The organism is Anatilimnocola floriformis (genome assembly GCF_024256385.1).
Lineage (GTDB): Bacteria > Planctomycetota > Planctomycetia > Pirellulales > Pirellulaceae > Anatilimnocola > Anatilimnocola floriformis.
Map to the genome: position 1 here is coordinate 110,598 of NZ_JAMLFW010000001.1, position 14,576 is coordinate 125,173.

General features: G+C 58.9%; 4 protein-coding genes. All 4 read right to left on the minus strand.

Annotated features, from left to right (window positions below; all coding sequences use genetic code 11):
• Positions 1-162: 162 nt before the first annotated feature.
• Positions 163-8,052 (minus strand): beta strand repeat-containing protein, encoded by a 7,890-nt coding sequence (locus M9Q49_RS00465; RefSeq protein WP_254506577.1) that lies wholly within the window; start codon positions 8,050-8,052, stop codon positions 163-165.
• 449 nt (positions 8,053-8,501) lie between these two features.
• The gene (locus M9Q49_RS00470) at positions 8,502-12,020 is read right to left on the minus strand and encodes an AAA family ATPase (RefSeq protein ID WP_254506578.1); all 3,519 of its coding nucleotides are present in this window, start codon (positions 12,018-12,020) and stop codon (positions 8,502-8,504) included.
• A complete protein-coding gene (locus tag M9Q49_RS00475) occupies positions 12,017-13,246 on the minus strand; it encodes a metallophosphoesterase family protein (protein WP_254506579.1) in 1,230 nt (409 codons plus the stop codon). The genes M9Q49_RS00470 and M9Q49_RS00475 overlap by 4 nt, the downstream gene beginning before the upstream one ends.
• A 452-nt stretch (positions 13,247-13,698) precedes the next feature.
• Positions 13,699-14,502, minus strand: a complete 804-nt coding sequence (locus M9Q49_RS00480; RefSeq protein WP_254506580.1) for a hypothetical protein — start codon at positions 14,500-14,502, stop codon at positions 13,699-13,701.
• Positions 14,503-14,576: the final 74 nt, after the last annotated feature.

Consider the following 14,576-nt stretch of genomic DNA (forward strand, 5'->3'; position numbering starts at 1 on the left):
AGTTGCGAAATTTACGTGCGGATCGATTCTGACGGTCTGTTACCAACTCTAGGTGGCATTGGCGGTAGGGTCAAGGTTGCTCAACGCGCGCAAAAAAGCTCCCTGGCCCCGCGCGAACGCAGAACCAGGGAGCAGGCAGGATTGAGCCGATCAATCGGATCGTTAGAAAATCTGTTCGCCAGATGCCTTGTCGGTGTAAGTATCCTTCGGCGAGGTCGGCAAGGTCGTTGCGACTTGCTTGGCGAAGAACAGATCTTCGCCAGCGCCGCCGAGGAGCACATCGACCGAACTGTCGTGAATCACATTCGCTCCGTCGAGTCGCAGCGCGCCATTCAACCCGCCGGCAGCGCCAGTCAGATGCGCGACGCGATCGGCGTAGCTCGCCGCCGAAGCCCATTCGGCCAGGATCAGCGCGAGCGCGGCAGCATTGGCGTCGTACACGGTTTGGCCCGAGATCAGCAAATCGCCGTTGCTGTTGCCGGTCAACCGATCGAGGCCGACGCCGCCGATCAACACCGTGCGACCCGTGCCGCTCTTCAAAGTGTCATCGCCCAAGCCGCCGATCAGGATCGTCGGTCCCGCGCCGCCGGTAATGTTGTCGTTCCCCGCGCCGCCGTCGACCTTCAGCGAGCCGGTGAACGAACTAGCGTTCACCGTGTTGCTGCCCGCGCCGTCGATAATCTCGGCGGCTTCGATGCTGCTGAGTGTGACCGCGCCGCGCGTTAGACGCGTGAGCGAGGTGTTGGTCAGCGTCGTGGTCAGTACATTGTCCGACGACACGAGCTTGTCCGTGCCAGCGCCGCCATTAAGTGTCGCCGTCCTAGTCCAGCCCGAGATGTCGAACGTGTTGTTGCTCGCGCCGCCAGTGAGGTTGGCGTTTTCCATCGTCGAGTGGGCGATCGGCTGCAAGCCGGTGCGGAGGAAGAGCGTGTCGCTGAGGTTGTAGTTGACATCGTTGCCGGCCACGATCGTATCGGTGCCACCGCCGCCAGCGAGTACGAGCATCTTCGACCAATTGGTCAGATCAAACGAATCGTTGCCGCTGCCGCCGTTGAGCCGCAGCGATTCGATGGTCGCCAGCGACAGCGTGAAAGTTGCTGTACCTTGCGTGCGCTTGAGCTGCGCATCGCTTACCACAAAGTTGCCATCGCCGGTGTAGGCCAGCGTGTCGGCCCCAGCGCCGGCATCGAGCAGCACGCTGAGATTGACGCTGGTGAGCGTGAAGACGTCAGCCGTCGGAGTGCCGGTGAGTTCCACTTGTTCGATCGTGGCAAACGTATCGCTCGACGTACCGACCTTGGAAGTGGTTTGCGTCAGCGTGACCGAACCGGCCATTTCGATGAAGCGATCGAAGTCAGCGCCGCCGGCGATGGTGTCGTTACCCAAGCTGCCGTAAATCACATCGTTGCCCGCGTTGCCCGAGACCGTGTCGTTGCCGTCGCCGGGATAAATGATATCGGCGCCGAGACCACCCGAGATCGAATCATTGCCTGCGTCGCCATAGATGGTGCTCGGCTTGTTGATTGGCGACTCGATGCTGATCGAATCGTTGCCGCTGCGTCCAAAAATCACGATGCTGCCAAACGAGTTCAGCGCGAATGTGCCGATCGCGACCTTCGGCGCGATGTAGACCGTGACGATCCCCGGATTGAATGGCACGGTGGTCGGCGCGGTTGTTTGGCGAACGACGATCGCATCGTTGACGATTTCGTTGCCGTTGATCAGCAAAATCTTTGGACCTTCGGGATTGGTCGGGTCGGTGATGAGCTGCGCGGATCCAGCCGGCGTGCTGAGGATCGAGAGTTGATAGTCTTCCACTTCGCCGTCCGCGGCCAGGCCGATCGGCAGTGAACCGCCCGCCGTGCTGATACGGAAGCGAGCGTAAGTGATCCCCGGACTTGCGCCATCGGGAACGTTCACCACCAGGCTGTTGCTGCCGGCGACCACACTCAATCCGCTGGCGATCTTTTCCGTCGGATCAAACACGCCGTTGCGATTGAAATCGATCCAGGCATCGAGCTTGCCGGCGGCGGATGCATTGACGGTGACGTTTGTGGTCAAACGCGGAACGAGAGTCGTTGAGCTGAAAGTCACGCTGCCTTCATCATCGCTTTGCGACAGATCATCGCCGTCGGCGCCGGCGGAGAATTGACTGGCAACTTCAAAATCGCGCGAGCCGAGCAGCGGGCCCGAGTTAGCCGTGCCGCCGATAAAGCCGGCTCCTTCAAAATGCTGCGCCACGCCATACGAGGACGGTGCATCACCGAAATCAAAGTCATCGACCGGAGTCACCGTGATCGACACCGTCACGACATTGGAATCAGCCGTGCCGTCGTTGGCTTTGTAAGTGAAGCTATCCGAACCGTAGTAATCTGCGGCGGGAGTATAAGTAAACGATCCGTTCGGGCTGAGCGTGAACGAGCCCGCATGCGCCGGCCCAGACACTAAGACCGCGGTCAGTGTGGCGCCGAAATCGACATCGGAGTCATTGCCCAGTACGCCGGCTGCAGCAATGTTCAGCAGCGTGTCTTCGGCGGTTGTATATGAATTGCCAACAGCCACCGGAGCGTCATTTTGGCCGTTGACGGTAATCGTCAGCGTGCTGCTGCTCGTCAACGCGGCCTCATGGTTGTCTTGCACGGTGTAGTTAATCACCACCGTTGCCGATTGGCCGGCAGGGAGAAAATCGAAGTCGGTACCCGGATCGAAGACAATCGAGTTGCCGCTCTGTGTGACCGTCGCCGTGCTGAGCGCGATCGGTGTGCTGTTCAAATTGAATGTCGCCGAAGCAATGCTGAAGCCAGTCGCGAGGCTGAGCACGTCGGTTGCATCGACATCGGTATCGTCCACGATCACGTCGGTGGTGACGGCTGCATTTTCGGTCGTGCTGGTCGTGTTGGGGTTCGCCACCGGCGCATCGTTCTCGCCGTGCACCGTGATGGTCAACGTCGCTACTGCCGTGAGCGTGGGGTCGTTGTCGTCTTGCACGGTGTAATTGATGAACACAGTCGCCGTCTCGCCGACCGCAAGCAGATCGAAATCGGTGCCGGGATCAAACACGATCGAATTACCGCTTTGCGTCACGGTAGCCGTCACAACCGGAATGGCTCCATCGGTGACGTTGTTGCGCATCGACTGAATGAAAAAGTTCGGCGCAAGACTCAGCAGATCGGTCGTATCGGGATCGGTGTCGTTGCTGATCACATTCGTCGTCACCGCTGCATTTTCCGTCGTGTCGTTTTCATCCTCCGTCGGCTGCGGCGCATCGTTCCGGCCGGTGATCGTTACCGTTACCGTGCTCGTCGAAGTCCCGCTATCGTCATCGCGAATGGTGAATGACACGACATCTGTCGTTGATTCACCAACGGCCAGATATTCAAAGGCGCCACTCGGGTCGTACGTAAACGTGCCATCGGCGGCAATCGAATACACGCCACCTTTCGCGGTCGTGCCGCTGGCGACGACGGCTGTCAGCAAATCCTGCGTGCCAACATCCGTAGCGCCGTTCCGCACGTCGATGAGAGTGATCGCAGTGTCTTCGTTCGTCGTCGCCGTTTGCGACACGGCTACGGGGTTGACGTTGTTGACCGTCAAGGTCTTCGAGATAACGTCACTCGACCCGAGATCATCATCGGTAACGGATGCGGAGATCGTGTAAGGATCGCTGGGCGTATTCGAAGGTTTGTCATCCAGGTACCGATGCGGCAGGGCAAACACCCGCGTCGTCGGGTTCCAATCAACGCCGTTCGCGCCCAGCGTCATTGACGACGTCCCCAGCGAAAGGTTCTGACTCGCTGAACCATCGCCCCAGTCAATCGTCACGACAAACGTATCGAGCGTGCCGGGATCGGTGATGGTGCCGGTCAGCGTAACGACATCATTTTCCGAAATTGAGTTGCTCGAGAGCGCCACCGACAAGGTTGGTGTCAAATTATTGACGGTCACCATCGTCGAATCTGATCCCGCGCCATTGTCGTCGTCCGTCACCGCTGCGGTGATCGTGTAAATGTCCGCGTTGCTGTTCGATGGGTTATCGTCGAGATAAGTGTGAGGGAGCGAGAACTGCCGCGTCGTCGGATTCCAATTAATGCCACTCACAGCCGCCGTGAGTGCCGTCGTGCCGAGCGTGAACGTCTGCGTATTCGGTGGCGAGAGTGGATCACCCCAATTGAGGTTCAGCGTAAAAGTATCCGCCGTTCCCGGATCGGTGATGGTGCCCGTCAACGTCGTGCTGCCATTCTCGCTAATCGGGGTGCTCGATAACGACAGCACCGTCGTCGGTGCGACATTCTTGACCGTCAGTAACACCGACGTCGATGTAGTCACTCCCAAGTCATCATCGCGGACTTGAACACTGACATTCCACGTGCCGTTGTCAGTGATTCCGAGAGAGTTAAGTTGCGACCAGGTCAATGTGGGATTCACGCCGCTTGCATCCGTGTAAATGCCATCGCCGTTAATGTCCCACGAATACGTCAATGGATCAGCATCGCCAGCAGGATCGGTTGCCGTGGCCGACAGCATCAAGCTGCCGCCTTCATCGATCGTGTACGGGCTGCCTGCGCTGACGTTCTGTGGAGCGATGTTGTGAACCGTGACCGTGAGTGTGGTCGTCGAACCTGGCAGTAAGGCCAGCCCGTCGATGTTGTTCACACCGTTGGCCCCAATCAGCGTGGCACCACCGGTTGTGACGTTCAATTGGTACAAGTTGTTGTTGTAGGTTGCGAGTAATTTCTGGCTGGAGGCATCATACTCAAGGCCCAGGTAATTGGTGGGTGTGAATCCCATCGACCCGATGAGGGTGGGAACTCCGGTCGCCGTGTTTAACCGGTACAAGCCTCCACCCGCAGTGCCATACAGGATTCCATTCGCCTCGTCATAGGCGAGCCCGTTGATCTGCAACCCCGTCGAACCGATCGTGGAAATGGCGCCGGCGGGGGTGATGGCTAACAGCGGGTATCCCGATGTGTCGTTATCCACCGTGTAGAGCACATTCGCCGCCTGATTGCCGGCCAATGCCCACCAGTTGGCCGAGCCGCCCTGGGTGTTGATTGGCGTAAAGGCGCCTGTCGTGGTGTCGATCGAACCAAATCGCCACCCGCCCACATAAACATCGGTGGCGTAGAGCGTTCCATTGAGAGCTGCCAGACCGGTGATGCTGACAGTGGTGATATTTGTCAGTTGAGCCACGAAAACTGCGGCGCCGGTAGTCTCATCGATTCGGTAGAGGTTGTTCGTATTCGAGGACAACCCGTAGAGCGTTCCGTTGCCCGCGGCCGTGCCCCCGTCGTCATCGTTCAGCCCGACGCTGATCGTATGTTCGTCGCTGCTCGTTCCCGACGGATTGTCATCGACGTACGCGTGCGGCAACGAGAAGACGCGCGTCGCTGGATTCCAGTTAATGCCGTTCGCCGCGACGGTCAGCGCGGTGGTGCCCAGCGTGAACGTTTGGGTGTTATACGGCGACTGCGGATCGCCCCAATCCAGGTTGAGCGTGAATTCGTCGAGGGTCCCTGGATCCGTGATCGTTCCGGAGAGAGTCGGCGAATCGGTTTCGTTGATATCGTTATCGTTCAGCGAAACGCTCAGCGAGGGTGCGACGTTCTTCACCGTGACATTGATCGAACTACTGGTGCTTCCCCCAGGTCCTCCCAGGGCAAAGGTCGCATCAGCAAAGCCGATGTTTTCATCCGATTCATAGCTTTGATACGGGACCGGCCCAAAGGCACTTGCGGTCCCTTCGTAGTGAAAGTACCAACGATTGGTGCCTGGCGAGACCGTGAAGGAAGCCAAATCGCTGAGCGGGGATGAGCCGCTCCCGATCGTTGAGATGGTGCTGGTCGCCCCATCCGAAATTCGTGTACGGAGAATCGTGCCATTGAATGGGCCTGCGTAGGCCAGGTAGTCCTGGCCGCCAAAGTGTTCCGCTACACCCCAAAACGCCCAGTTTTCGGCAGTACCGGGGCTGAGCGTTACGCTCCCCAGATTCGTAACCGTTCCGCTGGGTAAATCGATCTTCCACACATTGCCGGAAGCATTGCCGAATTCTCCGGCTGTTCGCTGAAAGACGAAGATCTGATCCATCCCCGCAAACACACCGTTCGCAACCCTGACCCCCGTGGTGACCGTGATCGCCGACGATAGCGCGAGGCTATTGCCCGACGGTGCTCCCGTCGAGTCCAGCTCGATCAAATGCGTGATTGTCTGGCTCGATGTATCCCCATCGATCGGCGTGGTGGCGCTGGTCCCCAGAGCATAGAGCTGCTGGTTGCGCAAATTGCTGACAATCCCATCGTTCTTCGTCGACGCAGTGCCACTACTCAAGTTGCTCAACGCGAAGCGCTCGGTATTGCCGTCGTCGGTCACCAGCACGTGCGTACTCGATACCGCGATCCCGCCACGGTCGTCTCCCGCGAGGGGATACTGCGTCACCACGTTGGCGTTGTTATTCGTCAAACTCAGAATTTGAAATTCATTACCCATTTCCGCGACTGTCACGCTGATCGGATAGACGTCCGAATTGGTGCCATTCCCGGGCGACGCGCCGTCGTCCAAATACATATGTGTGATGTTGCTGAACGAAGTGACCCCCGGCCCAAGATTCACTTGCTGAACCGCGGAGCCATCGCCCCAATCAATCGACACCACGTGCACATCATTGGCTCCCGCGTCCGTGAAGCTGCCGGAAAGCGTCGCGCTACTCCCTTCATTGATCGTGCTGCTGGCCAGACTGACGATCAGGTTGCTCGGTGGAGTAAGGTAGCCGTAGACAACATCCTCGACATTCAAGTTCAAGGTTTGCGAAAACGGCGTGTTGAGAGTGACCCGATCATTGTCGGCGCCGCCATTGACCGTGATCGCCGTAATTCCCGCCAGCGATACCGTAGTCGTTTCGATTGTGGCGCCACTGACGACCAGATTGCTGCCGACTAGATCCATCGCGATATCGTCGGCACCCGATGTCAAATTAAATTCAAGCGTGCCGCTAGAGGTCGTATACGAAATCGGATCGAGTCCCGTGTATCTGATCGTCCCACTGCTGGGAATTACTACGCTGCCATCGAAAGCATTTGTGTAATTGAAAACGTGATTACCGTTCGGAGCGCCACTAACATTCAGCACGTCATTGCCGCCGGGCCCCCCTTGATAGTCGATGCCTCCTGCTGGAATTGGGTTTCCGCCCGCGAAATTCACTAGCAGCGTATCGTTACCATCGGCGAGATCGACTTCGATCTTGTTGAATGCCGCAGCAGGATAGGTGACAGAACCGCTTGTTGAAGAGACTCGCTTCGCGACAGCGGCAGCATCCAACACCGCGATCGACGCAGTTGATTCGGATAGGACCACGTTTGCGCCGGAGCGTGAGATCGACAGATTGTTGTTAACACCCGTGGTGGCGGTGTAGTTCAACCCGCTGACACCGGTTTCGATCACCACATCGTCAAGGAAGGAGGTTTTCGTCCCTTCGTAATTCTCGCGATTATGAAATGTGACCTTGTTAGTTGCGTTCGTTAACGTACTCACGGCAGTGACAGTCTGCGTATTCGCTGGGTTGCCAACCTCCGTGAGCCGCATTCCCAATCGCGTTCCGTCATCGAAGATATCAAAATCGAAGACGTCACCAGGACTGATGTTTCCGTCCGGCATCGCAGCTGATGCCAGCGTCGTTACCGCGCCGTTGACGCGAGTGGCGATGCTGACTCCAGCGAAGTAGTTTCCGCCGAATTCGATTCCGTTAGTCGTTTCTGCAGAGCCCGCGCTTACGGGCACACCGCTGCTTCGTGTGATCACTTGTAGAAAATCTTGGTTTAACCCCTGACCGCCGAAAGTATATCGCCCAGTGATATGCAAGCCGTTAGACGTAGCTGGATTGATCGAGGTGACCGTGTTGAGATAACCACGGTTTGTTAGCTGCAACCGACCGCCAGTTTCCGTTACCGAAGAACTTATTGCGGTCGTATTTGTCGACCACTTCGTCGTGTCGAGCACGTTGTCGTTGAAGTTGTCTGTCACCACCACATTCGCAAACGAAACGGCGACATTTCCGGCCATGACTTGCCGCTGTTCGAGTGTCTCGAAGAAAGCTCTGCGCTTTGCTAAGTCGGTGCGATTGTTTCTGCCGATCTGGCTACGAGATTGTTTCGAAATTCGATTCCAAAGCGCACGAAAGGGGCGGGGCATTGCCAGTGTCTCCAAAGAAATTGCGAAGCAGCCAAGGCAGATACCGAACCGCAAGCAGGGCTGGTTCGATGGAGGGGAGGAAGCCTGAGGGAATACCGTCAGGAGTCGCATGATAGCCGCCGCTACCAATGTCGATACCACCCGATTGGTGTATTAACCGACCGGAAAGGGTGGACCTGGATAGGCGGATTGACCAACTTTGACACACCTAAGGCCATGGGAGATATGTGGTTTTCCGACCGAACAAAAAAAATTCTTTGACCGCTCGAACGCCAGAAAATCGCCGCTAGAAAATCGCGATTTGTAATGTGAGACAACGGTTACAGCGCGTGCACGACCGTCGCTGGTTGAACCTGTTGGGCGAGCTCGCCGACGTGGCGATGATGCGTGAAGAGGAGTACCTGAGTCTTGGTGCTGAGTTCGGCTAGGCAGCGGAGGGTGGCGCGGCTGCGGGCGTCGTCGAAGGTCATCAGCACGTCGTCGATGATCAGCGGTACGGGTTCGCGGTTTTGCAGATGCTGCTCGATGCCGGCGAGTCGCAGCGCGAGGAAAAGTTGATCGCGGGTACCTTCCGACAGGCCGCCGACCGGCACGCGAGGGAACGAGTGGCCCGCGGCGCGGATGGCTTTGAGGACGTCCTTCCCTTCTTCGTTGTCGATTTCGATCGTCGCGAACTTTTCGTCGGTCAGCGTGCGGAAGAACTCGCCGGCGCGGGAGAGCAACGTATCTTGATGCCGCGCGCGATAACGCTCCTTGGCCTGATCGAGCACGAGTCCGGCAAGCTGCAGCGCGGCAAACTCGGTGACTTGCTCTTTCAATCGCGTGATCAAAAACTCCGCCTGCTGCCGGGCATGGGCGGCGGCGCTCGAGGCTTGTTCGTATTCTTTCAGCAGGCGACGGGCTTCGCGCGATTCGTCTTCAGCCGCTTGGATTTCGGGATCGAGCTTATCGGCGCGAGCGCTATGCGCGGCGAGATCCATTTCAATCGAAGATCGCACCGCGAGCGCACTCTTGATGAACTCGTCGAGCGCCTGACCCCGAGCATGACCAGCGAGAACTTGCTCGTGCGTGCGCACTTCCTTTTCGGCGGCATCGCGGTCTTGAGCGCGCTGTAGTGCACTCGCTAACTCTTCGGGTTGGGCGACGCTGGCTTCGGTGGCGAGCGTGCGGAGCTCGGCTTCGGCGGTTCGCAATTGTTCGGTCGTGGTTTCGATCTCGGTGGCGATGGCGCGCAGGCGGCCGGCGCGCTCTTGTTGGCGGGTGCGACTAACGCGGGCCGTTTTCAATTCGTTTTCGAGCGCCTGAAAATCTTCGCGAATCGTTTCCAGAGTCGAGGGCTTGCTGCCAGGTTGTAGTCGTTGCCGGAGACCGTTCCAGCGGCGGGCGAGAGCTTCGCGGGCCGCTTTCAGTTCCTCCAGCCGTTTGCCCTTGATGCGCGATTCCTTGAGGTGCTCCTGCATCAAGCCGATCCGCTTCAAGTACGACTGCGCGGTCGCGACCGATGTGCTTGGGTCGCTCAAACCGAGCGGACGAATCGCGGCGGCCCAATCTTTCTTCCAAGCCTCGAGACGTTTGCGGGCGGGCTGCACCTGCGCTTCGGCCGTGGTCAGTTGCGATTGCAAGCGGCGAATGTCTTCTTGGAGCCGGCTCGCGGCTAGTTGCCGATTCGCGGCTTCACTGGCCAACTGACGGGCACGGCGGAGCGCTTCTTCGAGCGACTTAGCCGATTGCGCGGCAGGACAGGCAGCCGTCAGTTGCTCACGCACATTGGCGATCTGCTGCTGCAAACTTTCGAGTGAACGGCGATTCTCTTGCCAGGCGACGACTTGCTCGCACAAGCGTTGCCAACGTGTTAACCAAGGCTCCATCACGGCTGGCGACTGCGGCGTGATGGTGGCGGCTTGCCAGAGTTGCTCCCAGGCTTGTTGCAGTTCTGCGTGCGCTGCCTCCGTCGACTGCTGTGCTGCTTGCCAGGTTTGTTCGCGCTTGAGCCAGGTTTGCTGATTCTGTTCGACAGACTGCCAGCGCGCGATTTGATCGGCTTCGCTCCGCAAGCGATCGGCGAGGACATCGGCCTGGCGAACGAGGTGCTCGGTCGTTTCGAACAACGGCCTGCCGGTGTGCTGATCGGCAAATTGTTTCTCAGCGTTCGCGTCGGCTTCGTTGCTCAAGCGACGACGAAGCAACTGCAAGCCGTGATCGCGGGCCGCGCGCGTGGCAGACAAATCGTTTACCGATGGCAAAGGTTCCGCCGCGGGATTAGCCGCCGTCTGTTGCTGTTCGAGCGTGATTCGCTCGCGATCGAGTTGAGTGCGTTCGTCTTGCAGTTTGTCGAGCTTGCGTTGCGACGATTCAAAGCGACGGCGGAAATCGGCGATGGCTTCGACTGCTGGAACTGCGAGTTCCGCCGCTTGTTGAAAACTACCAGGCGCTGCCGGCTGGAGGCGGCTGAACTCGGTGGCCAGTTTGCGCTCGTCACCAGTCAGTTTGTGTTGCAACTCGCGGGCTTTTTCTTCGAGCGGACCGAGCGCACTGATGGTTTCCACCAGCGCGAGGAGCGGCTGGGCATCGGTGATTTCCTGGGATTCGGTTTGCTGCGTCGTAGCCGCGGTGAGTGCCTCGCGCGTCGTGTTCAGTTGCCGTTCGGCTGTTTCCACGGCGAGCTCGACGGCTTTGGCATCATTGGCCAGATCGTGCAGGCGGTTCTCTTCGTCGTCACGCGGCTGGAGCAGATCCATCAGCATCCAGTCGGTCGTGCCGGTCAGCGCGCGATAGATGTCACGGGCTTCGCCGAGAACTTGCTTGCGGCGCGAATCGGTCTTGAGCTCTTCATCGCGCGCCCCCCAGTCGGCAGCGACTAAGCCCTTGAGTTCATCGATCTCGGCTTCTTCGGCGAGTAGATTCTCGGGCGGGTTCGCCGTGGTCTGCGATTGCTCGAGCTTCTCATGATCGAGCGTCAGCACTTGCAGCTTGTCGGTGGCGCGCTGCTTTTGTAGCAAGGCTTGATGAAGTTTGTCGCCAAAGTTGAGAGCCAGGCGAGGAGCATTCGCGACCACGGCGAAACGCTCGCGCGCTTGCAGTAGCATGCCGATGGTGGGAAGTGCGAGATGAAATCGCTCGAGTTCGCTCAGCTCGCGGCGAACTTGGTCGCGTTCTTTGCGCAACGTTTCCGCGCGAGCTTCTTTGGTCGTAGCCGTGCTCACGGCCACCGCGTGTTGCTCGGGTGGCAAAGTTTGCTGACGCTGCGCTTCGAGTGCCTCTTTGTATTCACCCAACGCGCGATTGAGCGGCAGTTGCGAACGGCCGGCGGGGCTGCGCGATTTGTAAAGATCGCCCTGCCGCTGGGCCAATGAATCGGCGAGCTTTCGCAAACCAGCGAGGCCAGCGCCGGCGGCGAACAGCGCTTCGCCAAAATCGCCTTCGCCGTCGGCGATCAGTTGGCCGCCCAGCCGGAGCAGTGCGGAATTGAGGCCGAAGAGTTGTTCGAATTGCGATTCGTTCACGCCGCCGATAAACCGCGCGAGTTCGGTTTCGGCGATTTCGGTTTTCTCATCGGTCAGTATGAGCGTTGCTTTTTTGCCTTTGCGGCGGACCGATTCGAGCACTTCGCCGGCGACGTTTTGCAGCGTGGCTTGTATGCGAAACTGAGAGGCCTTGTAGAGATAGTCGTCGGCTGTGGTGTGTCCAAAGCCGAAGAGAAAAGCGTAGAGACCGCGGAGCGCGGTGCTCTTGCCGGCTTCGTTCGGGCCGAAGATGACATGCAGATTGCCGCCGGAAAAGTCGAGCGACTTTTCTTCGAACGGACCAAAGCAGCGAAAGGTGACCTGCTGAAACTTCACGCCGGCGTCTCCTGACCGGCTGTCTGCAGCAAGACTTCGGCGCGGGCGATGATCTCCGGCAAGCCGTCGGGGAGAAGTGAACGTAACTCGGCGGGCAAGTTGCGAAACAGTTTTTCGCATTCGCCGGTCGTGATTTTCTTTTGCGTTTCGGCGAGATCGGTTTGGAGCTCGGTCAACACTGCGCGCAACTCAGACGTTGCATCGTCACTCAATGCTGGAGTGGCCGTTGTGGTCTGACGGAACTGCGGCCAATGGATTTTTTCGACCCAGACTTCTTTCTCAAACCGCGCGACGAGTTCAGCCCGCAACTTCGGCAGATCGGCGGCGGCAGAAAGTCGCACGGCGTCGGGACAAGTGATTTCCAAGCGAGCCGCGAGCAAGCGTCCTTCGGCATCGTCGACGGCGGTGGTGAGGGCCGATTGAATTTGCTCCAGCAGATCGTTGAAGTTTTCGACTTCGGCAGCATTCACCGGAACGACTTGCCAGCGGATGACGTCGAGCGGGCGGAACTCGGTGGTCACTTGCTGGCCGCTGGTCGTGACGAGGAGGCAACCTTTTGCACCGGGCTCGCGAGCGTGTCGGCCTTGCGTGTTGCCGGGGAACTCGATGCGCGGCCGGGCGGCGGAAACGGTTTCGCGCTGATGAACATGGCCGAGCGCCCAGTAGTCGTAATCGCGGGCGACCAGATCAGCGACCGTGCAGGGAGCATAGCAGGCGTGCTCGGCGCGGCCATCGAGCGACGTGTGGAGCACGCCGATGTTGAAATGATTCGCCAGTGGCGGCGGATAACTGGCCGCGAGGTTCCGCGGCTCGGCCTGACGGGCAAAGCCCTGGCCGTGGAGGGCGACGCGGAGATGGTCGAGCGTTTTGGTTTCGGGCTGCTCGGTGCTGAACGAATGGACGTTCGGCGGCAGCGTGAGTTGCGACGTGATTCGACTCTCGGCGTCGTGATTGCCACGAATCAGATAGACGGGAATGCCGGCCCGCTCGAGGTCTCGCATCCGCTGCACGAAAAAGACGCCGGTGTTGTAGTCCTGCCAATCGCCGTCGTACAGGTCGCCGGCGAGGATGACGAAATCGACTCGCTCGGTCTTGGCCAGGGTCACGAGTTTTTCGAGCGACTGCCGAGTGGCATCGCGGAGCAGCTCCACCGGCGCACCTTCATACCGATCGAGCCCGCGCAACGGGCTATCGAGATGAACGTCGGCGGCATGGAGAAAACGCATGGGGAACTAGCGAAGGTGGCGCGAAAATGAAACTCGCATTCTGGCGAGAGCGCGGACAACTTAGGTCAACGGCGGCGTCGGATTTCGGATTGTCTCGCCGAAATTCGCCGACCTGAGTTGTCTGGACTCACGCATAAAATGGGTGGGGCTCATTCTCAATTTGGTTGTGCTCAAAACATCGATCACCGCTGGAGTGGTGCCGTCGTTCGAGGTTATGGGGCGGTTTGTGGAGGTGTTATAAAAGGTTATAGGCTGGCGCGGTCGTTTCGTCGCAAGACACTTGCCGATAAGCACTTCCAGCCAATCGGAAATATTATCACCTGTTATATAACACCCCCTCCGTGGAAGTATGGCGCGCGGGTCGGGCCTCTTCGGGCTGACCCCATGCGAGCGATCGCGACGGGAATTGTAACCGGTGAGGAAGGTTACTGTGGCGAGCGGCGAGCGGCGAGTTACCACCAGCTGGCCCAGCCCCCTTTTTTATTGGTTGCCGAGAGCGAACCGCCGCCGTAGACACTGCTGCAAGCGGCTCGGGTGGGCCAGACATCGCCGGTGGCGGTTTTCAGGGCGACGGCGTCGATGCAGGGCCAAACATTTTGGCCGGTGGTATCGACGTGGATGGTCACCCGTTGGACTGACTTGATCGAAGGGAGAATCGCGACATTGAAGACGCCTGTCCGCGGGACGGGAGCGAGAGTTGGCGGGATCGATGTGGTGGGGCCGACTGTCGTTGGATCGGTGTCGGCGGCAGGTGGTTCAGGAGTTAGTTCAGGCGTGGGTTCAGAAATCGCCGGACCAAGTGCTGGAATGGCCGGTGGTGGTTTCAGCGGGTCGGTTCCTTTCCAGATGCTGGTGACCGTGCCGTTGCCGTCGGTGACGAGAACTTCGGTGACGTAGCCGGGGGAATACGTTTCGTAGATGTCGATGCTGGTGGCCGCGACGGCTTGGTCGTAGGTGACTTCGATCCAATCGGCGGCTGAGGCAGTTTGCGGGCACCAGGACTTGCCCATGAGGCCGGAGGCATCGTCGGGCTTGCCGAGGATTTCGACGGCACCCCAGGCCGTTTGCACCTGCGGCTCGTACATCTGTTCGATCTTGCGGAGCCGCGCATTGAACTGCTGGCGATCGAGCCACCAGGCCAGCGCGATGCCGACGCCGAGCATCAGCATGAGCAGCGTTCCCAGGCTGAAGGTCCAACGAAACCGCTGCTGCTGCGGCGGGATGGGCTGGGGATCGTACATCGTCAGATCAGACATCGGCGACCTCGCATAGGGTTCTTATTATCTGACGAGCGAACGCCGCGATTCAAGCGATTGTTACGGTTCCGTAC